Annotated in this window: 22 protein-coding genes; 15 read left to right on the top strand and 7 right to left on the bottom strand. The window is 41.9% G+C overall.

The genetic code is table 11. The features are described from left to right. Genes IGI89_RS00225 through IGI89_RS00200 form a run of 6 tightly spaced genes read left to right on the top strand, consistent with a single transcriptional unit; the run spans nucleotide 1 to nucleotide 5,753 of the window. Nucleotides 1–591: a V-type ATP synthase subunit E gene (locus tag IGI89_RS00225; RefSeq protein ID WP_008380984.1), complete on the top strand. Its 591-nt coding sequence runs from the start codon at nucleotides 1–3 to the stop codon at nucleotides 589–591. A 14-nt stretch (nucleotides 592–605) separates the two neighbouring features. Further along, complete coding sequence (locus IGI89_RS00220; protein WP_438735084.1) at nucleotides 606–1,607, top strand: V-type ATP synthase subunit C; 1,002 nt, start codon at nucleotides 606–608, stop codon at nucleotides 1,605–1,607. Further along, a complete protein-coding gene (locus IGI89_RS00215) occupies nucleotides 1,600–1,914 on the top strand; it encodes a V-type ATP synthase subunit F (protein WP_005237155.1) in 315 nt (104 codons plus the stop codon). The genes IGI89_RS00220 and IGI89_RS00215 overlap by 8 nt, the downstream gene beginning before the upstream one ends. Before the next feature lie 31 nt (nucleotides 1,915–1,945). Further along, the gene (locus IGI89_RS00210) at nucleotides 1,946–3,721 is read left to right on the top strand and encodes a V-type ATP synthase subunit A (protein WP_008380990.1); all 1,776 of its coding nucleotides are present in this window, start codon (nucleotides 1,946–1,948) and stop codon (nucleotides 3,719–3,721) included. Beyond that, entirely contained in the window at nucleotides 3,721–5,109 is a 1,389-nt protein-coding gene (locus tag IGI89_RS00205; RefSeq protein ID WP_005237151.1) for a V-type ATP synthase subunit B, read from the top strand. The genes IGI89_RS00210 and IGI89_RS00205 overlap by 1 nt, the downstream gene beginning before the upstream one ends. Next, nucleotides 5,109–5,753, top strand: a complete 645-nt coding sequence (locus tag IGI89_RS00200) for a V-type ATP synthase subunit D (protein WP_005229243.1) — start codon at nucleotides 5,109–5,111, stop codon at nucleotides 5,751–5,753. Before IGI89_RS00205 ends, IGI89_RS00200 begins: the two co-directional genes overlap by 1 nt. Before the next feature lie 75 nt (nucleotides 5,754–5,828). Here the strand turns inward: IGI89_RS00200 and IGI89_RS00195 are convergent, their stop codons facing one another. The 4 genes from IGI89_RS00195 to IGI89_RS00180 all read right to left on the bottom strand — a co-directional run bounded on the left by IGI89_RS00195 (nucleotide 5,829) and on the right by IGI89_RS00180 (nucleotide 10,223). Then, nucleotides 5,829–6,635 carry an ABC transporter ATP-binding protein gene (locus IGI89_RS00195; RefSeq protein ID WP_005237149.1) on the bottom strand — a complete coding sequence of 269 codons (807 nt, stop codon included), beginning with the start codon at nucleotides 6,633–6,635 and terminating at the stop codon, nucleotides 5,829–5,831. Further along, nucleotides 6,635–7,555, bottom strand: coding sequence for an ABC transporter permease (locus IGI89_RS00190; protein WP_438735081.1), 921 nt, complete (start codon nucleotides 7,553–7,555; stop codon nucleotides 6,635–6,637). The genes IGI89_RS00195 and IGI89_RS00190 overlap by 1 nt, the downstream gene beginning before the upstream one ends. Before the next feature lie 29 nt (nucleotides 7,556–7,584). Further along, nucleotides 7,585–8,562, bottom strand: a complete 978-nt coding sequence (locus tag IGI89_RS00185; RefSeq protein WP_005237146.1) for an ABC transporter substrate-binding protein — start codon at nucleotides 8,560–8,562, stop codon at nucleotides 7,585–7,587. 500 nt (nucleotides 8,563–9,062) lie between these two features. Beyond that, nucleotides 9,063–10,223 carry a hydroxymethylglutaryl-CoA synthase gene (locus IGI89_RS00180; protein ID WP_438735079.1) on the bottom strand — a complete coding sequence of 387 codons (1,161 nt, stop codon included), beginning with the start codon at nucleotides 10,221–10,223 and terminating at the stop codon, nucleotides 9,063–9,065. A 192-nt stretch (nucleotides 10,224–10,415) separates the two neighbouring features. Here IGI89_RS00180 and IGI89_RS00175 point away from each other — a divergent pair, with 192 nt between their 5' ends. The 8 genes from IGI89_RS00175 (at nucleotide 10,416) to IGI89_RS00140 (ending at nucleotide 19,703) form a co-directional block, all read left to right on the top strand. Continuing rightward, complete coding sequence (locus tag IGI89_RS00175) at nucleotides 10,416–12,890, top strand: hydroxymethylglutaryl-CoA reductase, degradative (RefSeq protein ID WP_438735077.1); 2,475 nt, start codon at nucleotides 10,416–10,418, stop codon at nucleotides 12,888–12,890. Nucleotides 12,891–13,188: 298 nt separating this feature from the next. After that, nucleotides 13,189–15,237: a BglG family transcription antiterminator gene (locus tag IGI89_RS00170; protein WP_400451357.1), complete on the top strand. Its 2,049-nt coding sequence runs from the start codon at nucleotides 13,189–13,191 to the stop codon at nucleotides 15,235–15,237. Between the two features lie 10 nt (nucleotides 15,238–15,247). Beyond that, nucleotides 15,248–15,865 (top strand): bifunctional 4-hydroxy-2-oxoglutarate aldolase/2-dehydro-3-deoxy-phosphogluconate aldolase, encoded by a 618-nt coding sequence (locus IGI89_RS00165; protein WP_086299640.1) that lies wholly within the window; start codon nucleotides 15,248–15,250, stop codon nucleotides 15,863–15,865. Between the two features lie 12 nt (nucleotides 15,866–15,877). Then, the gene (locus IGI89_RS00160; RefSeq protein ID WP_005229265.1) at nucleotides 15,878–16,336 is read left to right on the top strand and encodes a PTS sugar transporter subunit IIA; all 459 of its coding nucleotides are present in this window, start codon (nucleotides 15,878–15,880) and stop codon (nucleotides 16,334–16,336) included. Between the two features lie 19 nt (nucleotides 16,337–16,355). Continuing rightward, on the top strand, nucleotides 16,356–16,634 hold the full coding sequence (locus IGI89_RS00155) for a PTS sugar transporter subunit IIB (RefSeq protein ID WP_005229267.1): 279 nt from the start codon (nucleotides 16,356–16,358) through the stop codon (nucleotides 16,632–16,634). Nucleotides 16,635–16,655: 21 nt separating this feature from the next. Continuing rightward, nucleotides 16,656–18,011, top strand: a complete 1,356-nt coding sequence (locus IGI89_RS00150; protein WP_400451356.1) for a PTS galactitol transporter subunit IIC — start codon at nucleotides 16,656–16,658, stop codon at nucleotides 18,009–18,011. Between the two features lie 30 nt (nucleotides 18,012–18,041). Then, nucleotides 18,042–19,190, top strand: coding sequence for a galactonate dehydratase (gene dgoD, locus IGI89_RS00145; RefSeq protein ID WP_086299638.1), 1,149 nt, complete (start codon nucleotides 18,042–18,044; stop codon nucleotides 19,188–19,190). 18 nt (nucleotides 19,191–19,208) lie between these two features. Further along, nucleotides 19,209–19,703, top strand: a complete 495-nt coding sequence (locus tag IGI89_RS00140) for a hypothetical protein (protein WP_086299637.1) — start codon at nucleotides 19,209–19,211, stop codon at nucleotides 19,701–19,703. A 166-nt stretch (nucleotides 19,704–19,869) separates the two neighbouring features. Here the strand turns inward: IGI89_RS00140 and IGI89_RS00135 are convergent, their stop codons facing one another. The 3 genes from IGI89_RS00135 to IGI89_RS00125 form a co-directional block, all read right to left on the bottom strand. Next, nucleotides 19,870–20,574 carry a hypothetical protein gene (locus IGI89_RS00135; RefSeq protein WP_005237132.1) on the bottom strand — a complete coding sequence of 235 codons (705 nt, stop codon included), beginning with the start codon at nucleotides 20,572–20,574 and terminating at the stop codon, nucleotides 19,870–19,872. Nucleotides 20,575–20,688: 114 nt separating this feature from the next. Next, nucleotides 20,689–20,970, bottom strand: a complete 282-nt coding sequence (locus IGI89_RS00130; RefSeq protein ID WP_016613070.1) for a hypothetical protein — start codon at nucleotides 20,968–20,970, stop codon at nucleotides 20,689–20,691. Between the two features lie 25 nt (nucleotides 20,971–20,995). After that, nucleotides 20,996–21,841, bottom strand: a complete 846-nt coding sequence (locus IGI89_RS00125) for an aldo/keto reductase (protein WP_400451355.1) — start codon at nucleotides 21,839–21,841, stop codon at nucleotides 20,996–20,998. 162 nt (nucleotides 21,842–22,003) lie between these two features. On the opposite strand from IGI89_RS00125, the gene IGI89_RS00120 reads away from it, so the two are divergent. Beyond that, complete coding sequence (locus tag IGI89_RS00120) at nucleotides 22,004–23,008, top strand: nucleoid-associated protein (protein ID WP_005237126.1); 1,005 nt, start codon at nucleotides 22,004–22,006, stop codon at nucleotides 23,006–23,008. Nucleotides 23,009–23,110: the final 102 nt, after the last annotated feature.

Below are 23,110 nucleotides of genomic sequence, written 5' to 3'. Positions count from 1 at the left end.
ATGTCTGATATTACACGTTTAACTGACAAAATAACCGCTGATGCGGAAAAGAAATACCAGCTGCAAATCAAAGAAGCGAAAAAAGAAAGTGAAAATCAAGAAAACTTGAAGCGAACGCAATTAGAAAAAGAGCTTAGTGAGCGGTTAGCTTTTTATGAAAAAGAAAAACGTGCGGCGATGTATTTGGAAATCTCAGATGTGCATATTCAATCAAGAAACAAGGTCTTGGCAGCAAAGCAGTCGGTTTTAGATGAGCTGTTTACTGAGGCTTTGACCCGTTTAAATACGATGGATCAAGCAGCATTTTATGCGTTTATCGCTAATGGCTTGGCGAATGCAAGGTTAACTGGTGAGGCTGAGTTGCTTTTAGGTGAGAAGACCCGCCATTTAGTGGATGAGGAGCTCCTCGCTAAATTGCAGGCATCTGCCCCAGATGTTCAGCTGAAACTGGTAAATAAAACGATCCCTCGTAAGGGTGGCTTTTTGTTGCGACAAGAAGCGATCGAGTTGAATTTTACTTTTGATGCGCTACTAGAAGCCAACAAAGAAGAGTTAAGCAATACGTTACTGCAATTGATTTTTGAACAGTAAGCAGGTGCAAACAGATGAATGACATCAAATACAATACCTTAAATACGAGAATTCGGACGTATGAATCGCAATTATTCGATCGCAGCCGCTATGAGCGGATGCTCTCGGCTGCTAGCGCAGAAGAAATCTACGGTATGTTGCAAGAAACGGTTTATGGTGACTTCATCAACGAGGATGATCGTGTACACGACTTTGAACATGTGTTGATGGCGGAGTTGAAACGGGTATACGACACGATGTATCAGCTGACACCGGAAAAAGCGATCGTTGATTTCTTTGCTTTGAAATATGACTATCAAAATCTGAAAGTCTTGGTAAAAGCGGCGTACATGCAAGAAGATTTTTCTAAATATCTTGTCCCAATTGGTACCCAGCCGCTTTCCGTCCTTAAGGATCTGGTCAAGACCAGAAAAAGCAATCTTGTTGCCAAAGAGATGGTTGATTGTGTGGAAGAAGTCTTCTCTTATATTGAGAACTACCATGAGGTCCAATCGATCGACATCATCTTTGATAACCACTATTGGGAACAATTGTGGACGATTGGCAAAGAATACGACGACGATCTGCTGCAAAGCTTGATTCGTCGACAAATCGATATTTTCAACATTTCAACAACGTTGCGCAGTTACGCGATGAAACGCAAGCGCGGCTTTATCAGCGCAGTTTTAGCCGATCATGGAAACCTACCTGCAAAAGAATTGTTAGCTGAGATCACGACTTCCCTTGAGGCATTTGTGGCATATTTGCAAGGGACTCCTTATAAAGAACTGATCAATCACAGCTATGAAGAGTTGGTAGAGAAGAAGACCTTGAATACCTTTGATATACGCAAAGACAATTTTCTAATGGCGAAGCTCAAAGAACATAAAATTGTTCCTTTTGGCCCTTCAGCATTGGCAGGGTACTTGTACGCCAAGGAAATTGAAAGCAAGAACTTGCGTATTCTCCTGATTGGGAAAATCAATAAGGTGCCGGAAGAGATTTTAAGAAGTCGGGTGCGTGATAGTTATGCATAAAAAAATAGCAATGATGGGTGGTAAGAACTCGATCTTGCCTTTCAAAGGGCTAGGGATCGACATCTTTCCAGTCAGCGATTTGGATGAAGCCGCCCAACAACTAGAAGAAATGGCTGAAGCCTATGGGGTAATCTTTTTGACTGAGCGACTGATCGAACAATTAGAACCGATCGTTCGCCGCTATGAAGAAGCACCGACACCAGCGATCATTCCGATTCCAAGTAGTACGGGTAGTTTAGGGATCGGCATGGCACGAATTCAGCAAAATGTGGAAAAAGCGGTAGGAATGAATATATTAGATTCATAACAGACAAGTCAGCCAGCTAGGAGGAATAAATGTGGCATTTGGCACAATTGAAAAAGTATCGGGACCACTGGTCACCGCCTCAGGATTAAGTGGCGCAAAAATCCACGAAATCTGCAAAGTCAGTGACAAGGGCCTTATCGGTGAGATCATTGAGATCAAAAAAGGGCTGGTTTCGATCCAAGTATACGAAGAAACAGCGGGAATCGGACCAGGCGAGCCCGTGGAAACGACAGGCGCACCATTGTCTGTCGAACTAGCACCAGGTTTGTTGACTCAGATGTTTGATGGGATCCAACGACCATTAGATACGTTTATGTCGCAAACAGAAAGTGATTTTTTGGAACGAGGGGTTACCATCGATCCACTGAATCGCCAAAAGAAATGGACCTTTGTCCCTCAAGTACAAGTCGGTGATACCGTACAAGGTGGCGACATTTTAGGTTCAGTACAAGAAACATCGGTGATCGAGCATAAGATCATGGTGCCACCAAACTATGAAGGAACCGTCAAAGAAATCATGGTAGGGAATTTTGCTATTACTGAAGTGATCTGTGTCTTAGAAACCATTGAGGGTGAAAAAAACTTGACGATGGTTCAGAAATGGCCGGTTCGTCAACCACGTCCCGTTACTGCTAAATTAAATCCAGGCGAACCGCTGGTCACTGGTCAGCGCGTCATCGACACCTATTTTCCAGTGGCAAAAGGCGGCTCAGCTGCCGTTCCCGGACCATTTGGTGCCGGAAAAACGGTTGTTCAGCACCAAATTGCTAAATGGTCGGATGTGGATATCGTGGTCTATGTCGGCTGTGGCGAGCGAGGCAATGAAATGCGGGATGTTATGAATGAATTTCCTGAACTGATCGACCCAAATACCGGCAAGTCCATCATGGAACGAACGGTCTTGATCGCCAATACGTCGAATATGCCAGTTGCTGCTCGGGAAGCCTCAATCTATACAGGAATCACGATTGCAGAATATTACCGTGACATGGGCTATAGTGTTGCTATCATGGCAGACTCAACATCACGTTGGGCAGAAGCGCTGCGGGAAATGAGTGGACGATTGCAAGAGATCCCAGGAGATGAAGGCTATCCGGCGTACCTTGGAAGTCGAATTGCGGAATACTATGAGCGAGCAGGGCGTTTCCATTCATTAGGCACACAGCCTCGGGAAGGAAGCATTACCGCAATTGGTGCGGTTTCACCTGCTGGTGGAGACATCTCAGAACCGGTCACCCAAAATACCTTACGAATCGTGAAAGTCTTCTGGGCATTGGATAGTATGCTGGCGCAAAAACGGCATTTTCCTTCCATCAACTGGATGAATTCCTATTCCCTTTACGAAGATCAAATCAATTCTTATTTAGATCAATTATTAGGCGATCGCTGGTCGGAGCTAGTCAATGAATCAATGGCGATTCTCCAAGAAGAAAGCCGTTTAGAAGAAATCGTTCAATTGGTAGGGATGGATTCTCTTTCTCAAAGAGACCGTTTGACAATGATGACAGCCCGTTCTTTGAGACAAGATTACTTGCAGCAAAACGCCTTTGATGACGTTGACACGTATACATCTCGCAATAAGCAGTTCAAAATGTTGGAGAATATTCTTTACTTTAATGAACAAGCCCAACGTGCACTGCAGCTAGGTGCTTACTTAGATGAGATCACAAAAGGAACGGTTGATCTGCGTGAGCGCATCGCCCGCAGCAAATACATTCCTGAAGAAGAATTGACCCGCTTGGATACGATCAAGCATGACATCAAAGAAAAGTTACAACGAATCATTGAAACTGGAGGTGTTCATTGATGTTAAAAGAATATCGTACAGTTTCCGAAATTGCCGGCCCTTTAATGGTGGTCGAAAATGTTCGAGGCGTTAAATTCGACGAACTCGTTGAGGTCCGCATGGACACAGGCGAGATCCGTCAAGGTCAAGTACTGGAAGTCAGTGATGACAATGCTGTTGTCCAAGTATTTGAAGGTACCAGTAATTTGAGTGCTGAAGAAAGCAAAGCAAGGTTTCTAGGAACTGGTTTAACTTTAGGGGTTTCTCTAGATATGATGGGTCGGGTTTTTGACGGTTTAGGAAAACCAAAAGATAATGGCCCGAGAATCTTGCCCGAAAAACGCATCGATGTAAACGGTGAAGCCATCAATCCGATGGCACGGGACTTCCCGGATGAATTTATCCAAACTGGGATCTCAACGATCGATCATTTAAATACATTAGTTCGTGGACAAAAATTACCAATCTTTTCTGCTTCTGGTTTGCCTCATAAAGAGATCGCTGCTCAAATCGCACGACAAGCAACAGTACCCAGCCAAGAAGGCAATTTTGCGATCGTCTTCGCAGCAATTGGGATTCCGTTTGAAGAAGCTGAATTTTTCGTGGATGAATTCCGCAAAACCGGTGCATTAGATCGATCTGTTTTGTTTATGAACCTTGCCAACGATCCAGCAATCGAACGGATCGCTACTCCTAAGATGGCATTGACTGCAGCAGAGTATTTGGCTTTTGAAAAAGGCATGCACGTCTTAGTGATCATGACCGATATGACGAACTACTGCGAAGCATTGCGAGAAATCTCCGCTGCCCGCCGAGAAGTTCCGGGACGTCGCGGCTACCCAGGGTATCTATACACCAACTTAGCTACACTGTATGAACGGGCAGGACGTTTGATGGGCAAAGAAGGATCGGTCACACAGATTCCGATCTTAACGATGCCAGATGGCGATAAAACCCACCCGATTCCTGATTTGACTGGCTATATCACAGAAGGACAAATCATTTTGTCGCGGGACCTTTACAAACGCAATATCAATCCGCCAGTGGATATTTTGCCAAGTCTTTCTCGGTTGAAGGACAAAGGAACGGGAGAAGGTAAGACCCGTGCAGATCATGCGGCAACGATGAATCAAATTTATGCCGCCTATTCCGATGGGAAAGCTGCCAAAGAGTTATCGATCGTTTTAGGAGAGTCTGCCTTGTCTGATCTTGATAAAAAGTACGCGCGTTTTGCAGATCTTTTCGAAAAAGAGTATGTCAACCAGGGATTTGAAACCAACCGGACGATTGAAGAAACGTTAGATTTAGGCTGGAAGCTATTAGCTACCTTGCCAAAACAAGAGTTGAGCCGTATCAAAGAAGAATTTATCGACGCCTATTACCCAACGGACGAGGATGTGAGTTCTTAATGGCGATCTTAAATGTCAATCCAACTCGGATGGAACTAAGTCGTTTGAAAAAACGGCTGACGACGGCAACCCGTGGTCACAAATTATTGAAAGACAAGCAAGATGAGCTGGTGCGCCAATTCATTCAGCTAGTAAAGAAAAACCAGGAGCTTCGTAAAAAAATGGAAACTGCGCTGCAAGCAGGGATGGAAGAGTATGTGCTGGCTTCTAGTAGTATTCCCGATGTCGTTTTGCAAGAAGCATTTATGATCCCTTTAAATAAAGTGACCCTAGATGTACAAAGTCGGACCATCATGAATATGGATGTGCCAGTGTTAAATCCTGTTTACGAAGAAGAGAGCTCCGATGATGACTTTTCCTACGGTTTTGTAAGTACCACCAGTGAGCTGGATCTCTCGTTGTCTCATCTTGATCAGATGCTGCCAGTGATGCTTCAGTTGGCCGAAATCGAGAAAACCTGTCAACTGATGGCCAATGAGATCGAGCGGACGAGGCGAAGAGTCAATGCGTTAGAGTATATGACGATTCCCAAGCTGACGGAAACCATTCAATACATCGAAAGCAATCTGGCAGAAGACGAACGAGCAACATTGACCCGCTTGATGAAGGTCACAGATATCATTGCGGAAAATGAAGCAAAGTAAGGATTTTGCCAATCATTTGGAAGAATCAAAAAAGGCACGTAGAAGGGGGTTCCTTTCTACGTGTCTTTTTGCTTGTTAAGAGCGTAAGAGCAGTTGGTCATCTTTTAATTCAGCACCACTATTTTGATGGAACATTTCCATCAATTCAGGGACTGTTAAATGTTGCTTTTGCTCACCGGCAATATCCACGACGATCTTGCCTTGATGAAGCATGATCAGGCGATTGCCATAGCGAATGGCATCTTCCATATCATGAGTAACCATGAAGGCCGTCAACTGCTGTGAACGAATCAATTGATCGGTCAATGCCATGACAGTCAACGAGGTTTTTGGATCTAGGGCAGCGGTATGTTCATCTAATAAAATCAATTTAGGTTGTTGCAATGTTGCCATCAAGAGGGTAATCGCTTGACGCTGTCCGCCTGATAACAAACCGATCTCGGCAGAAAGACGATTTTCTAAGCCTAAGTTTAGACTGGCTAATTTTTCTTGGAAAAACGCGCGATTTTTTGCTTTGACGCCTGTCGCAAACCCTCGGACTTGGCCCCGTTTGTAAGCAAGTGCTAAGTTTTCTTCAACAGTCAAACGAACCGCTGTCCCCATACGTGGATCTTGAAAGACTCGGCTAATATCCTTTGAGCGTTTCGTAACGGATAAACGGGTGATGTCTTTCCCATCTAAGGTGATTTTTCCTTGTTCTGTTGGGATCGTTCCTGCAATACTGTTTAAAAGGGTCGATTTTCCGGCACCATTGCCACCGATGATCGTGATAAAATCTCCGGCATTCATCGTCAGGTCAATGCCTCGCAAGACATGGTTCTCATTGATCGTCCCTTTTTCAAAGGTTTGGTGTAGATTTTCGATTGTTAAGACTGAAGTCATTAGGATTGGCCTCCTTTGGTTTTTGGCAGCATCTTTTTAAGTCCTAGTTTTGAACGAAGCTGCGGTAACGAGAGGCAGATGACTAAGACGATTGCGGATGCCAGTTTGATATCATTGGCTTCGACATTGAACTCGAAAACGACGGCCAGGATAAAGCGATAAACGATCGCTCCCATCACGATGGTGATCAACCGCAAAAGCAAAGATTTATTGGCAAATAAAACTTCTGCAATAATGATCGATGCTAAGCCAATCACGATCGTACCGATTCCGGAGTTTAGGTCAGCAAAACCGTTGTTTTGGGCTAAAAGAGCACCTGAAAGGGCGATACAGCCATTAGAGATCATGTAACCGATGATCTTCATATTATCGGTGTTGATGCCGTTGGCTTCACTCATAGCTAAATTATCGCCTGTTGCGCGCAATGCTAAGCCGATCTCTGTACGGAAAAAGAGGAACAAGCACAAAATGACGATAGCTGCGAAGAGAAAGCCCGCAAGAATCACGGCATTGTTTTTGGTCAGACCCATTGCTTGAAATTGGGTGAAGACCGTGTCTTGTCCTAACAAGGCAATGTTGGGAGCACCCATCACACGATTTGTGATGGAATAAAGCCCAGTCATCGTGATGATCCCGGCCAACAAGGCTGGGATCTTTAGTTTTGTATGCAGTAGTCCGGATACCAAGCCGGCTAACATGCCACCGCCAAAGCCCATCAAACTGGCTAGTATGGGGGAGACGCCATTCGTAATACTGATTGCAGCGATCCCTGCACCTAATGGAAAACTTCCTTCTGCAGTTAAATCAGCGATATCCAGAATACGGAAGGTCAAAAATACTCCGATTGCCAGCAATGCCCAAAGGATCCCTTGAGAGGTGGCAGATTGTAGTAATAGTAAGAACGTGTCGACTAAATTCATATGATTTCCTCAAATCTAAAATAGTATGGTTATTCTGGGGCAGTGATGCTGGCAGGATCAATCCCTAAAGCTGCAGCCATTTCTTCATTGACGACTAACTCTAAATTCTCCGCTGTTTCAACGGGTGTGGTAGCTGGTTCTGCATCGCCATCTAAAATTTTTGCTGCTAGTTTTCCTGTTTGAATGCCTAGTGATTTATAGTCAATACCATAAGTTGCTAGAGCTCCATCATCGACTTGTTCCACGGAACCTGCGACGATCGGTGTTTTGGTTTCTTTCGCCACTTCACCGACGATTGCAGCAGCAGAGGCAAAGGTATTATCTGTTGGAATATAAATGCCATCGACATCTTTTGCCAGGCTAGTGGTCACTTGCTGCACATCATTGGTGGTATTGGCGGTCAATACTTTAACGTCGACTCCAGCAGCTTTTAAGGCTTCTTCTGCCAAGTCTGCTTGAATTTTCGAGTTAGCTTCACCTGCATTATACATAATGCCGATCGTCTTGGCGTCAGGGACGATGCTTAACAGCAAATTGATCTGCTGCTCAATGGGTACCATGTCTGACGTACCGGTGATGTTGCGACCGGGTTCTTCATTTGAGTCGGCTAATTTTGCCCCAACTAAGTCAGTAACTGCGGTAACCACGATTGGGGTATCAGTGGTTTCATTTGCTAACGAAACAGCAGCAGGGGTAGCGATGCCCAATAAAAGATCAGGGTTGGCATTCACTAGGCGTTCGCTCATACTTTTTAAGTTGTCTTGACTGTTTTGCGCATTTTGGTATTCGATCGTCAGGTTTTCACCTTCTGTGTAGCCCGCTTCTGCTAAGCCTTCTTTAAATCCTTCGTAGGCGGCATTCAAGGAGCCATGTTCCACGAGTTGCAAGACACCGACTGTTTTTGATCCGTCGTTTCCCTCAGAAGCATTGTTTGATTCCCCACAAGCTGCCAGTGCCAGTAGTGAAGCCGTTAATAATCCAGTTGTGATCCATTTTTTCATTTTCATTGTAACTCCTCCTATAAACGTTTCTTTTTTAATTGGGGTTTACCTGAACAAAAAAATCCATTCAGACAATCGTCTAAATGGATTCGATCCTATACCAAGCGTAAACGTATATTGGCAACCATTTAGAAGATTTTCTACATGGCTGCAAGTTCAAGTTAAAATGCTTTAGCCATCATAGATACAAACAAAACTCGTTTTGCGGTTTGCATCCATAATGTGTTATGAATACAAACTATCTAAAGTAGCTAAAGTAAAAGATATTCAGTTGTGGGGACACGGTCGTTTTTAACATAAAAAAGTTCCTCCATACTTGAATTGTTTTTAGTATAGACAAAAAAAAGCGGACTGTCAAATGTTTTTCCTGAATTATCTGAAAATTTTTGAATAACAATCAGAAAAAGTCTGAAAAAGATGCTTTGTTTCAACAAATTAAAAAGAAAGAAAAAAACTTTGTTTCATCAAGCTTTCTTGCTTGAAAATAAACAAAGTTTTTCTTAACATCACTCGTTTTCTTCTTTATAATAACGAATGGTATTTTTGATTTCACGAATACTGTAAAGCAGATCATCCTCAAAGGATTGATCTTGATCAATATCGATGGTCTCATTGAACATTGCTTCGTATTCAGCGATCGTTAGTTTTTGACGGGCATCAAGTAACGTTTGGTGAGCAGCTTGTGCTAACTGTTTTTCATAACCGGGTACCAATACGCCGCTGAAAAATTCAGCAACCGCTCCTGAGCCGTAACTAAACAGTCCTATCCGATCATTGGCTTGTAAGCTGGAGGAATTTTCCAATAAAGAGATCAAGCCTAGGTACAATGAACCCGTATACAAGTTGCCGGTACGACGACTGTAAACGATCGATTCTTCATAGCGAGCCATCAGGCGTTCTTGTTGCGTTTCTTCTTCTTCGGCAAAAACAGCCAATAAGGCTTTTTTTCCCATTTTTGTATAAGGAATATGGAAACTCAATGCAGCGTAATCTTTTGCTGTGCGTTGCGTTTTTTCGCAATGGGCTTGCCAAACTTGTTTAAAGGAATCGATATAGACGGCATTTGACAAGTGGCCATCTACCATTGGATATTGATGACCAACGGGACGCCAAAAATCATAAATGTCTTGCGTCAACATCAAATTATCGTTATCCAACTGCAAAATCGCTGGATCTGCAGAGATCAGCATAGCAACTGCACCTACGCCTTGAGTGGGCTCTCCACCGGAAGCTAAGCCATACCGGGCGATGTCTGAAGCCACCACCAAAACTTTGCTTTTTGGATTGGCTTGTACGTGGGCTTTAGCAAACTGTAAGCCTGCTGTTGCGCCATAACACGCTTCTTTGATTTCAAAGGAGCGGGCAAATGGTTGAATACCCAATAGGCGATGCAAAACCACTGCCGAAGCCTTTGATTCATCGATGCCGGATTCTGTGCCGACGATCACCATATCAATTGCTTGTAAATCTTCTTTTGTGAGGATATCTTTTGCCGCATGCATGGCAAAGGTGACGATATCTTGCGTTTTTTCATTGACCGCCATTTGATCTTGACCGATCCCGATCGTAAATTTATTTGGGTCGACCTCTCGGGCGTGAGCTAGATCAACCATATCTATAAAATAGGGGGGGACATAAAAATTTATTTTATCAATACCAACGTTCATTCCGTCGCTCCTTTATGTTCTACGTACTTAGTAGGCTACACGTTCTAAGGTATCATATTTTTTGAAAAAAATGAAAAAGAATTGATTAGAATTTAAACTTTATTAAAGAAAGTAGAAAAGGGCACAGCAAGCTGATGTGGGGTATTCTTTTTTGGAGGATTTAATGATATATTTCAAGAGGAGGTGACGTACGTGGAAGAAGTTGTCATTATCGACGCACTAAGAACGCCAATTGGCAAATACCATGGGTCATTAAAAGAATATTCAGCAGTAGAATTAGGAACAATTGCTGCGAAAGCCTTGTTGGCAAGAAACCAACAAGCAAAAGAACATATCGCACAAGTGATTATCGGAAATGTCCTGCAAGCAGGCAGTGGGCAAAATCCAAGTCGCCAAGTTTCCCTGCAAAGTGGGCTTTCTTCAGATATTCCAGCCTCAACGATCAACGAAGTTTGCGGTTCGGGAATGAAAGCGATTCTAATGGGCATGGAGCAAATTCAGTTAAACAAGGCATCAGTCGTCTTGACAGGTGGGATCGAAAGTATGACGAATGCGCCGCTATTCAGTTATTATAACAAGGCGGATGATCAGTATTCAAATCCAGTATCGACAATGATGCATGATGGCTTAACAGACGCTTTTAGCAGCAAACCGATGGGCTTAACGGCTGAAACTGTTGCAGAAAGATATGGCATCACTCGACAAGAACAAGATGAATTTGCCTACCACTCCCAAATGAAGGCTGCCAAAGCACAAGCGGAAAAGAAATTTGAGCAAGAGATCGTACCCGTGACCGAAAAGTCTGCTACCGTTTCCCAGGATGAAGGCATTCGCGCCGCTACGACAGTCGAAAAATTAGCTGAACTAAAAACGGTTTTCAAAAAGGACGGTACGGTGACTGCTGGGAATGCCTCAACCATCAATGATGGGGCGGCCATGGTCTTGATCGCCTCAAAAAGCTATTGTGAGGAGCATCAGATTCCTTATCTGGCAGTGATCAAAGAGATCGTTGAAGTTGGCTTTGCCCCAGAGATCATGGGAATCTCACCAATCAAAGCAATCGATACTTTGCTGAAAAAGCAAGCACTGTCGATTGAAGATATCGGTATTTTTGAAATCAATGAAGCCTTTGCAGCTTCCTCGATCGTAGTAGAACGTGAACTTGGTTTGGATCCCAAGAAAGTCAACCGTTACGGTGGAGGCATTTCCCTTGGCCATGCGATTGGAGCAACCGGTGCTCGGATCGCAACGACCGTCGCTTATCAGCTAAAAGACACACAAGAACGTTATGGGATCGCCTCTTTATGTGTCGGTGGCGGGTTAGGGCTAGCGATGCTGTTAGAAAACCCTTCGGCGGCAGCAAGCCAAGCCGATTTTCATGAAGAGTCGGCATCAGAAAAAACAGAAAAAAAAAAGTTTTACGCCCTTACGCCTAACGAACGACTAGCCTTTCTTGAAGCACAAGGGGCGATCACAGCAGCCGAATCCTTGGTTTTTCAAGAAATGGCATTAGACAAGGAAACCGCCAATCACTTGATCGAAAACCAGATCAGTGAAGTGGAGATTCCCTTAGGTGTGGGGTTGAATCTGCAAGTGAATGGCAAGAGATACAATGTCCCGTTAGCCACAGAAGAACCTTCTGTGATTGCAGCGATGAGCAATGGAGCAAAAATGGCTGGGCCCATTACAACGACCAGTCAAGAACGTTTGCTTCGAGGCCAGATCGTCTTTATGACTGTTCAGGACCCGGATGCCATTTTGGCAAAAGTCAACACAGAGCAAGCGGCGATCTTTGAAGTGGCGAATGAGACGTATCCTTCTATCGTAAAACGCGGCGGGGGCTTACGACGAGTGATTAGTCGGAACTTCTCGCCAACAGAATCTGAATTAGCAACAGCCTATGTCTCAATCGATTTGTTGGTTGATGTCAAAGATGCCATGGGCGCCAACATCATCAATTCGATTTTAGAAGGAGTGGCCGACCTCTTTCGGAAGTGGTTCCCAGAAGAAGAAATTCTCTTTAGTATTTTAAGTAATCTTGCCACGGAATCGTTAGTAACAGCCACTTGCTCCGTGCCTTTTGACAAACTGAGCAAGATCGGAAAGGGTAGACAAGTTGCCGAAAAAATCGTTCATGCAGCTGATTTTGCCAAGATTGATCCATATCGTGCCGCCACCCATAACAAAGGGATCATGAATGGCGTTGAAGCGCTGATTTTGGCTACCGGAAATGACACTCGCGCCGTTTCGGCAGCTTGTCATGGCTATGCTGCCCGTAATGGTCGCATGCAAGGGCTGACTTCCTGGACCATCATAGAAGACCGTTTGATTGGTAGTATCACACTGCCGTTGGCGATCGCCACAGTCGGGGGTGCCACAAAAATATTGCCAAAAGCCCAAGCTGCGTTGGCATTGACTGGTGTTGAAACGGCGAGTGAGTTAGCTTCGCTGGCGGCAAGTGTCGGGTTGGTTCAGAATCTGGCCGCGTTGCGAGCATTGGTTTCAGAAGGTATCCAGCAAGGCCATATGAGCATGCAAGCCCGTTCATTAGCTATTTCAGTTGGAGCAAAAGGAACCGAGATTGAACAGCTGACAGCTAAGCTGCGAGCTGCGACTCAAATGAACCAAGAGCAAGCCCGTAAATTTTTAACCGAAATACGTAATTAAAAAAGGTTCTCTAGTTTTTAAAACTTTTTATCCTAAACAATAAATGGAAAGGACGAATCCCCTTACTAAAGGGAGTTCGTCCTTTTTTTGTTTTGGAGATAATAATGCAATAGATAAAAAATCTCGCTGTACTTTTGCTGATAGAGGACTTTTTTTATTTGTCGGTTCCAAGCAGCGATTTATCAAAACTAGTTTTACTAGGACAAAAAGAAAAAACAACTATGACAAAAAACGCATTCAATTATACATCTTTTTACGAAGAATCAAAGCTATAATGATTTCATCAGGAGGGAATCAAATGAATGAACGGATCCGAAGAATTCTCACACGATTGGTAAAAAAACCCGAGATAAAGATGGCAGAGTTAACCACATCACTTTCTTTAACAAGAAGACAGATTAACTATTCCATTAAGCAATTTAATGAGGAGTTACTTGAAAACGGTTTGCCTCAAATCAGGCGTAACCATATGGGAGATTTTATTATTCCTTTAGAAGTGTTACGAATGATTTCTCTTGAACAAAATAAAGAAGATTCTTCTGCCATGGTTACAATTTTCTCTGAATATGAGCGGATTGCCATCATGTTAAGTTATTTATGTACTAATACCGATTACATTGGTATGGATCATTTTACACAGCTCTTATCGGTAAGTCGCAATACGATTCAAGAAGATTTAAAGAAAGCGAAGCAGTTTGTTAGCAAATACGCCCTGTCCATTCACTATGATCGTCAAAGCGGTTATCAACTGCAAGGATTGGAAAGGAGAATCTTACAACTGCTCTCTGATTTAATTAAGCAGCATTCATTATTTCGTCTTGATGATATTAAAGGAAAATTGGCACCGACTATTCCTGAAGAAGAGGTTGTTCATTTGATACACAACATGGAGCAATTGCTTCATTTAAGGTACTCAGATGAATCTATTGATTATCTGCAATCAGCTGTAAGAATGACCTTGCAACGTGCAACTTCACCGATTGCTTCAAAAGATGAAATGGTACAAATAGAGATTCGAAAAACTCCAGAATATAAAGTTCTGACTATTTTGCTTCAAGATACACCTTGGTCCAGCATGTCTCCTAACTATCTTTCTTGGCTAGCTCTGCTATTTTTAACATCTAATATTTTTGAACGTAAGACGACTCAAGTATTTGATTCAGATAGTGAATTAAGATGTTTGATCAGTGAAATGGTTACAAGTTTTCAAAACCAAACACTAATTATGATTGAAGATAGAGAGGCATTTGAACGTCGGATTTTGGGCCATCTGCGTCCAGCGTGTTTTCGTATAAAATACAATTTGAGCTTGGGCATGTACTCCCTTGATAGCTTAGTTCAAGATAGCAACCATGCAATTTTGAAGGATCTTATGAAGGAGCTGATTGTTCCCACAGAAAACTGGTTAGGCCGAGCGTTTCCAAATGATGAGTTGGCACTTCTATCTTATTACTTTGGTTTTCAATTAATGAGTCCTCGTCAAATAGCAGCGCAATTACCAAGGGCAGTAGTTGTCTGTGCCAATGGGGTTATGGTTTCAAAACTGATGCGAGAAAATTTAAAAAAACTATTTCCCGAGTTGCATTTTTTAGCTTCATTTTCAGTAAGAGATTTTTATAAATTTGGAACGGATTATGACTTGGTTTTTACAACTACTGCATTAAACAGTGAATTACCGCAATTTATTATTGATCCTATCATGACTTATAAGCAACAGATAAGTCTGCGATATCGTGTATTAAAAGAGTTAGGATTAAATGAAGTAGACCGCTCAGTTGATGAGTTGTTTTCGGTGATTCGCACATATGCTCAAGTAAATGATACGAAGCAACTAAGGGAAGAGTTAGAGTACTTTTTATTGAAGCAAAAGCAAGATTCACCTTTAGAAAATTTTAAAGCGTTACCATCATTGACTGATTATTTGAAACCCGATTTTATAAGAAGAACGTCAGAGAAGCTAACTTGGCAACAAGCAGTGAAATTTGCTTGCCATCCTTTGTTAGAAGATCAGATGATTACAGAGCTGTTTATTCAAGATTGTTTGGATCAAATCGAAGAACAAGGATACGCTGGGTATTTAGGGAGTCAAACGTGTATCCCGCATACAGCACCACAAAATGGCGTATTAAAAGACGGGATAAGTCTATTGATTGCTGCTGAGCCAATCGCTTTTCCAAACGGTAAAAAAATCCATTTTATTTATCCATTATCGTTTTATGATTTGACGAAACATTTGAAAGCTGTGAATCAGTTAGCAGATATTAGTAATGATTCTACGTTTTTAAATCGTTTGAAGGAAAGCTCAGATACGAAAACAGCTTATCAGCTAATTAGACAAGTGACTTAGGAGGAATACGATGAAAGTAGAAGATTACCCACGCTTTACAATTATTATGAGGGGTTACACATATGAACAAGCTTATTCAGTTTTAACGGCAATGAGTGGGCTTGAGAAAGAGTTTGCAGTTGAAATCACATTAAATACTTTAGGGGCTCTAGAACATATCAACAAGTTAAGCAAATTATTTGGTGAAACTATTCTCATTGGGGCAGGAACAGTAAGAACGTTACCTGACGCCCAAAAAGCCGTCGCAGCTGGGGCTCGTTTTTTATTAGGTCCCCATCGTTTTACGAAGCAAATAATGGATTTTGCAAGGAAAGAGCAAGTGCTCTCAGTACCAGCGGCAATGAGCCCTTCTGAGATCAATGAGATGTTTACAGATGGAGCGGATATCGTTAAAGTTTTCCCCGCTGCAGTTGTGACACCACGCTTTTTCACAGATGTGCAAGCTCCATTGGGCAAGCTACCTTTGATGGGTGTTGGTGGAATTTCGATTTCTAACGCCAAGGAATATTTTGACCATGGAGCGAGTTATCTTGGTTTAGGTTCCAATCTTTTTCAATCGCAAGACTTGCAAGCTGCTGACCCAGCAAAACTAGCGCTATCACTACAGAAATTAGCAACAGAGATTTAAGGAGGAAAACAAATGGAATTGCAACTGAACGAAGAACTAGTATTTCGAAATATAAAAGCAGGCAGTGATAAAGAAGTCCTTGCTTTTTTAGCGAATGAACTATACCAACGAGGCTATGTCAAAGAAGATTATATCGAAGCAATACAGTTACGCGAGTCCGAATATCCAACCGGTTTACCTTCGACACAGCCCGGCGTAGCAATTCCTCATGCAAATTTTGATTTGGTCAATCAAACAACTTTGGCGATTGCAACCTTAGAAACAGCTGTAGGGTTTCGCAATATGGAAGATAATCAAGTCATTTTACCTACTAAAATCGTTATCATGATGGCCATCGGTGAACCGCACGGCCAAGTGGAGATGTTACAAAAGATTGTCAGTATTATTCAAGATGAGCCACTTCGTGAACAAATGACGGCGGCGAATTCGGATCTAAAATTGCTAACATTATTAAAAAAGGCGATAGCCTAAAAAATAGGAGGAAATGAAAATGAAAAGAATTTTAATTGCTTGTGGGAATGGGATTGCGACTTCAACCGTAGTAGCATCAAAAGTGAAGGATTATCTGAATGAACATGGAGTTGAGGCTTCCACAACCCAAACCAAACTGATGGAAGTACCTAGTAAAGTTCAAGACTATGACTTGTTAGTGACAACTGGTCAATTTGAAGGTCAGACTGGTGAAGTTCCTGTGGTAAAGGGAATGCCTATTTTAACGGGAATTGGTTCTGAACAAACTATGGAAGAAATTTTGAATTATTTAAAATAAAAAATTTAAGGAGAAAAAAGAATGAATTATGTAATGAATGTATTCAATTTCTTTATTGACGCTGGTCCTACAGTGATGCTTCCTGTCATTATTACAATTATCGGCATGATTTTCGGTTTGAAAATCTCAAGAGCATTTAAGTCTGGGCTAACACTAGGAATCGGATTTGCAGGGATTCGTCTGATTCTGGATTTTATGACAACCAATGTCGGACCAGCAGCCCGTGCTATGGTAGAGCGGACCGGCGTACAGCTGGATGCCTTGGACGTAGGATGGGGCTCAATCGCGGCGGTTACTTGGGCATCTCCAATTATTGCACTGCTTATATTTGCTATATTGATCGTTAATATCATCTTGTTGGTTCTCAAAAGAACTCAAACGTTGGATGTTGATATTTGGAATTATCATCATATGGCTATTGTTGGTGTAATGGTTTATTTTGTGACTAAGAACGTAGCGTTAGGTGTGGGCGCATCAGTTGTAATGGCAATTGTCACATTTAAAATGTCTGATTGGTCACAGCCTTTGGTTGAAGATTTTTTTGGAATTCCAGGGGTTTCATTACCCACGGTTTCAGCCTTATCTTCTTTAGTAATTGCATGGCCGTTAAACTGGCTTTTAGACCGCATTCCTCTTTTTCGAAATTCCAAGTTTACCATTAAGGATGCACAAAAATATTTGGGCTTCTTTGGGGACTCTATGATTATGGGCGGTGTCATAGGTATCGCAATCGGCTTTTTAGCTGGCTATGATATCACTCAGATTCTTCAATTAGGGGTTAGTATGTCTGCTGTCCTTGTTCTGATACCAAAAATGACCTCTCTTTTTATGGAAGGATTAATGCCTATTTCAGACGCAGCGCAAAAATGGTCTCAGAAGAAATTTAAAGGTCGCCGTTTATTTATTGGACTAGATGCAGCGGTTGTTGTGGGCAATCCAGATGTTATAACAACTGCACTGATTATTATTCCTTTAACAATTGCTATGGCTTTGGTTTTACCAGGAAATCGTGTGTTGCCATTTGCCGATCTAGCTGTAGTTCCATTTCGAGTAGCGATGGTTGTTGCATTGACTAGAGGAAACTTGCTGAAAAACATTATTATCGGTTTAGTTGTGACCGCCTCTTTACTTTGGTGTGGAACAGTTACTTCACCTATTCTAACCGAAATAGCCAAACAGGTAGGGATTGATCTTGGATCAAGTTCCATGCTTATTTCATCTTTTGCAGCAACTTCAATGATTCAAAGTTACCTGGTTTTCATTGCATTCACCTATGAACCGATGATTGGTATTCCAGTTCTTCTTCTAGGATTTGGCGGTGTATGGTATTTCTTTGAAGGAATCAAAAAAATTAATCGTGAAGCAGCAATTGAATAAAATATTGTCGAAAAAGAGGAGTAGATTGTTTTGAAAATTTCTAAAATTACAGTGTATAAAGTAAAGCCCCGCTGGATTTTTGTAAAATTATCAACAGATGAAGGAATCGATGGCTGGGGAGAGATGATTTCTGGAACAAAAACCGAAACAGTTGTTGCAGGAGCTTATGAGGTAGGGGAAAGATTTTTGTTAGGACAGAACCCGTTTGAGATTGAGCGCTTGTTCCAAGAAATGCACCGCTCTTTCTTTCGTGGCGGTCCCATACATGGAACAATAGTGTCTGGTCTAGAGATGGCTTTGTGGGATATTAAAGGAAAAGCATTGAGTGTTCCTATCTACGAACTATTAGGCGGCGCTGCTCGTGACAGAATCAAAGTATATTCTTGGATCGGTGGTGATCGTCCGGATGATGTCGCAGAGCAAGCACAAGATCGTGTTGACCGCGGGTTTACTGCAGTTAAAATGAACGCAACAGAGGAACTGCACTATATTGACTCCTATGTAAAGATAGAGGAAGTGGTGAAACGTGTCGCCTCGATTAGGGAACGCTTTGGTAGTAAATTGGATATTGGAATTGATTTTCATGGGAGAGTCCACAAGCCGATGGCAAAGGTTTTAGCGAAGGCATTAGAACCTTATCATCCAATGTTTTTAGAAGAAGTTGTTCTTCCTGAAAATGAGGAACATTTTAAAGAAGTTGCTCAGCTTGTGGCAACGCCTTTAGCCACTGGGGAGAGACTGTATACTCGCTGGCAGTTTAAAACACTTTTTCAGCAAGGAGCAATAGATGTGATCCAGCCTGATGTGGCATTATGTGGAGGGATCATGGAAATGCGAAAAATAGCTGCCATGGCTGAAGCTTATGACGTGGCTGTTGCCCCACACGCACCATATGGTCCCGTTGCTTTGGCAGCAACACTGCAAGTTGATTCTTGTACCCCAAATGTTTTTATTCAAGAGCAAAGTTTAGGAATCCATTACAATAAAGGCTTTGATCTGTTAGATTTTGTGAAAAACAAAGAAGTATTTCAGTATAGGGATGGCTATGTAGAATTACCAAGTAAGCCTGGTTTAGGGTTGGAGATGGATGAGGATAGAGTTAGAGATATTTCGCAAGAAGGGTTGATTTGGACCAACCCTAAATGGAAGAACTATGATGGCACTATTGCAGAATGGTAGTATGAAAGGAAGTTACTCATGGCGGAAGCAATTATGATCAACTTATTTTTACTCGTTCTGTTAGTGATGCAACTCAAAGAGCAGCGCAAAATTCTTTTGCAGGCAAAAGCGAACTCTATAAAAAAGGCAACTGCTTTAATTCTGTCTGCGCTTCTTTTCGTCATTTTTTGGCCAGATCAGTTGAGTGACCAATTGAAATTGTTTGCACTAATCGGCTTAGTCTGTTTAGTTGGTTTTTCAAAAGAAGGCTTAGGAGCAGATCAGCTGATCAAACTGGGTGTTTTAAAAGGTGAATATGATCAATATACGGCAATAGAGATTGAACAAACAGTAAATAATCAAACTTTTGTAACCTTTTATAAAAACAAAAATAGCCGCTTCTCGCTTTTATTTTCAGAGTCACCGCAAATTTTGGCAGAGTACTTCCGTTTATTGAAAAAGGAAGAGAAGCTAGTGTTTAAGGAAGAGGGATTGACGCAAAGGAAGCAAAAGAATACTAAAGTATCCCTTTAATTTTGTTTATGGAGAAGGATTGATTTTATAAATTTCTGAAAAGAAAGCTAACAAGCGTGGTAATTCTTACTGACTTTTAGCAAAGAGTAAAATTAGTCAGCTGTATTTTTATTCACTATCGTCGGGTTATAAAAAACTGGGAGAATGGTTCATTCTCCCAGTTTTTTTATCGTTTAGAAATCGCCGTGTGGGCATACGCCTCGATCAATGGAATGACTTCTAGTTTTACTTTGTATTTGCGTTCTAGAGCGGTTTCGATGGTAAAAGTATCACTTTCTGTTTCAGAAATTGTTGCTAAAACACGATCTTCTTTCGGGGAAGCTTCGATCACGGTCGTTTCTCCTGAAGATTGTTTTGCAGAAAATTTAGGGAATGCTGCGATTTTTTCGGCAAATGCTGAAAAAGTCATGGATTCGTCAGAATCATCAGCCGTTGATTTTTCCACTTCTTTAGTTTTAGTTGATGCAGGTATAGTTGGTGCCGTTTCTTCCTTCACTTCTGCTGGTTCTTTCGCAGGAGCGGAGGTAGGTGCCGCACTTTCTTGCGGATTGGTCGGTAACCAGTAAGCAGCGATCTCATCGACTAAGTTATCGCTGAAACGATCAAGTAAGCCAGCTTCTAAGCGTTGAATTCGTTTCACGACGATTTTGAAGTTCTCATCTAAAGGAACAGCGATTTTTTGTTCTTTGGGTGTTTCCTTCAACAATTCAATCAATAATTCCTCTTGATTTTTAGGATTGATATAAACAGTTGTCGGAAGGTCGAACTTATCTGCTGTTTTGCGCTCGATCGCTGTAAACAACTGTTGTCGAGCTGTTTCATAAGACGGGCGGAATTGTTGTTTCAATTTTGCTAATTGTTTCTTTTTCATAATCTTCTCCTCTCGATCACTATCGATTATAAGGAAAATTTGCAGAAAAGAACAGTCATTCTCATGAAAAAATACAAAAAAAATTATATATTTCCTGAAAAAACGCCAGCGCTGCTAAAGAAGCGGCGTTGGCGTTTCTACTAGATCATTGATTTGATGGTACTTAGGCATTAGGATCAAAAGCTCCTTGTCTCCAGTGGCGACTAAGTAGTTTTCCCAAAGAAAAAAGCGTACTTCCCCAGTGAGTTTCTCAGCCAGCATCTGCTGATAGTCGCTAGACGACCATTGACGCGCCGGGAAATGTTGGACTTTGTCTGGCCATACAAGAAAAACAAAATCAGCATGTAAGGCTTTTTGAACAGCAGGGGAGAGGTGAATCAAATCAGTTGTCTTCATAGGCTTCTCCTTATAGAGAGTAAAATTAAAACCCTGTCGTATCTGGATTGGTCGCTTTCCCAACGACGCCATCTAATTGATCGATCGTATTCATGTCTTCTTCAGATAGCTCAAAATCAAAGACATGGATGTTTTCTTCGATCCGACTTGGTGTGACTGATTTTGGTAATGGCAAGAAACCATGTTGTAAAGACCAGCGTAATGCAACTTGAGCGATTGATTTTTGATGCTTTTCAGCTAATGCTTTCATTTCTGGTACATCAAATATCTTCCCGGTACCTAATGGGCTGTATGCTTCAAGCAATACATCGTGTTCATGGCAATAAGTCACCACTTCTTCTTGTAACTCGCCAGGTGCAAGGAAAATCTGATTGACCATTGGGAAGATGGTCGCTGTTTTTTTCAATTCTTCAAAATGATGAGGCAAGAAGTTGCTGACCCCGATCGCTTTGATTTTGCCTGCTTGATACAATTCTTCAATAGCGCGCCATGTTTCTGCATTCGCTGTTTGCCAGTTGTCACGAAAGGCTACTGGGTTTGGCCAATGGATTAAGAAAAGATCGATATAGTCTGTTTGTAGTTTCTCTAAGGACTCTTCAAAAGAAGACATCACAAGATCATAGGAATGGTTCGCATTCCACAATTTTGTAGTCAAAAAGAGTTCTTCGCGGGGAATGCCGCTTTCTTTGATCGCTTGACCAACACTGGCTTCATTTTTATAGCCTTGGGCTGTATCAATATGGCGGTAACCTACTTCCAGTGCTTTTTTGACTGATGCTACGGCAACGTCGCCGTCTGGTGTTTGCCATGTGCCAAAACCTAACTCAGGGATGGTTACATTGTTTGATAACGTATAGCTGTTCATGTTCATTCCTCCGTTTTCTGTGATACCTTTAGTTTAGCAGACGAGGACGGATTTTCCAATGAATGCATCTTTCAAAAAGGAAGTGGCCAATAAGAAAAATGACGTTTGGCTCTTGTCAGTTCGCCTATTTTTTTTGTACACTAGACAAATGGATAAGGAGCGTAACTAATGGATATTTATTTGAAACATGCGATATTACACATTATTGACCGTCAAACTGGTGATCCGGTTTTTTCTCAAGTTGAACTCGATTTGACCACGGAATACATCCGCGATTATTTGACGAAAAAAATACAGAAACTTGCAACACCGCAAACCAAAACAGGGCGTTTACTCGAAACATCAATGATCGCTCAACTGGTCAAACAAGCACCCGAAGACTTTGTCGCAGCCAGTGAAGCGATCGTGCAACGATGGTATGAAGCGTACAAGGAAAGTGAAGATGCACCAAGTGCGGATGCCTTTGTGGTCTTGTATGAATTTGATACAAGAATGCAGTTGGCATTTTTGAAGGTCAACTATCAAGACGGCTATACGCACTTTATTGATAATGGGGAAGCTGGAATCGAAAACAATTTGATTTTGCATCGTGCCTTACTAGCAGGTAAAACTCAAAAGGCCGATGAAGGGATCACAATTGATGTGGAGAGCTTAGACTTTGAACTGATTGAAAAGAAATATAGCTTTTCAGGTGAAAAATATGCCTACTTTTCAACGAAAGTCATTGATGCCGAACCGATTCCCTCGTTAGAAGAAAACGTCAAAGTCATCAAAAAAGTAGCGGAAAAAATTGGTCAGAAATTTGAAACACCTACCTATAACGTTGTTGCCGATTTAAAAGAAGCGGTTTACGACACGATCGAAGAGTCAGGACACATTGATGTCAGTGAAGTGGCGCAAAAAGTCTTTAAAGACAATATTACCGCTCAGCTTTCTTTTCAAGAAGAAGTGGCTGAAAAAGGATTTGTCAATCAGGCACCAATGATGCGGGATGTCCGTGAGATCTCAGAGAAAAAATTCGGGAAACAAAAACTAAAATTATCTAACGGGATCGAATTGATCGTTCCTTTGGATGTTTACCGAGATCCAAATTTGATCGAATTTATCAATAATCCAGACGGAACGATTTCCGTAACGATCAAAAATGTAGAAGAAGTAATTAATCGGATGTAGGACAAAGGTCTTATGTGTGGATGATGCGGAGCTAACAACATAGAACGAGCACAAAAAAGCAGAGATTCCTCTTTAAGTAATGAGGAGTCTCTGCTTTTTTTC

The sequence above is a fragment of the Enterococcus sp. AZ141 genome, assembly GCF_051714385.1.
Classification (GTDB): Bacteria; Bacillota; Bacilli; order Lactobacillales; family Enterococcaceae; genus Enterococcus_D; species Enterococcus_D entomosocium.
Note: the sequence above shows the minus strand (reverse complement) of the source record. Positions and strands in the feature narration are given on the sequence as shown.

Coding starts and splice junctions, on each gene's coding strand:
- IGI89_RS00225 (WP_008380984.1), top strand. CDS start 1: ATGTCTGATATTACACGTTTAACTGACAAAATAACCGCTGATGCGGAA.
- IGI89_RS00220 (WP_438735084.1), top strand. CDS start 606: ATGAATGACATCAAATACAATACCTTAAATACGAGAATTCGGACGTAT.
- IGI89_RS00215 (WP_005237155.1), top strand. CDS start 1,600: ATGCATAAAAAAATAGCAATGATGGGTGGTAAGAACTCGATCTTGCCT.
- IGI89_RS00205 (WP_005237151.1), top strand. CDS start 3,721: ATGTTAAAAGAATATCGTACAGTTTCCGAAATTGCCGGCCCTTTAATG.
- IGI89_RS00200 (WP_005229243.1), top strand. CDS start 5,109: ATGGCGATCTTAAATGTCAATCCAACTCGGATGGAACTAAGTCGTTTG.
- IGI89_RS00195 (WP_005237149.1), bottom strand. CDS start 6,635: ATGACTTCAGTCTTAACAATCGAAAATCTACACCAAACCTTTGAAAAA.
- IGI89_RS00190 (WP_438735081.1), bottom strand. CDS start 7,555: ATGAATTTAGTCGACACGTTCTTACTATTACTACAATCTGCCACCTCT.
- IGI89_RS00185 (WP_005237146.1), bottom strand. CDS start 8,562: ATGAAAATGAAAAAATGGATCACAACTGGATTATTAACGGCTTCACTA.
- IGI89_RS00180 (WP_438735079.1), bottom strand. CDS start 10,223: ATGAACGTTGGTATTGATAAAATAAATTTTTATGTCCCCCCCTATTTT.
- IGI89_RS00170 (WP_400451357.1), top strand. CDS start 13,189: ATGAATGAACGGATCCGAAGAATTCTCACACGATTGGTAAAAAAACCC.
- IGI89_RS00165 (WP_086299640.1), top strand. CDS start 15,248: ATGAAAGTAGAAGATTACCCACGCTTTACAATTATTATGAGGGGTTAC.
- IGI89_RS00160 (WP_005229265.1), top strand. CDS start 15,878: ATGGAATTGCAACTGAACGAAGAACTAGTATTTCGAAATATAAAAGCA.
- IGI89_RS00155 (WP_005229267.1), top strand. CDS start 16,356: ATGAAAAGAATTTTAATTGCTTGTGGGAATGGGATTGCGACTTCAACC.
- IGI89_RS00150 (WP_400451356.1), top strand. CDS start 16,656: ATGAATTATGTAATGAATGTATTCAATTTCTTTATTGACGCTGGTCCT.
- IGI89_RS00140 (WP_086299637.1), top strand. CDS start 19,209: ATGGCGGAAGCAATTATGATCAACTTATTTTTACTCGTTCTGTTAGTG.
- IGI89_RS00135 (WP_005237132.1), bottom strand. CDS start 20,574: ATGAAAAAGAAACAATTAGCAAAATTGAAACAACAATTCCGCCCGTCT.
- IGI89_RS00130 (WP_016613070.1), bottom strand. CDS start 20,970: ATGAAGACAACTGATTTGATTCACCTCTCCCCTGCTGTTCAAAAAGCC.
- IGI89_RS00125 (WP_400451355.1), bottom strand. CDS start 21,841: ATGAACATGAACAGCTATACGTTATCAAACAATGTAACCATCCCTGAG.
- IGI89_RS00120 (WP_005237126.1), top strand. CDS start 22,004: ATGGATATTTATTTGAAACATGCGATATTACACATTATTGACCGTCAA.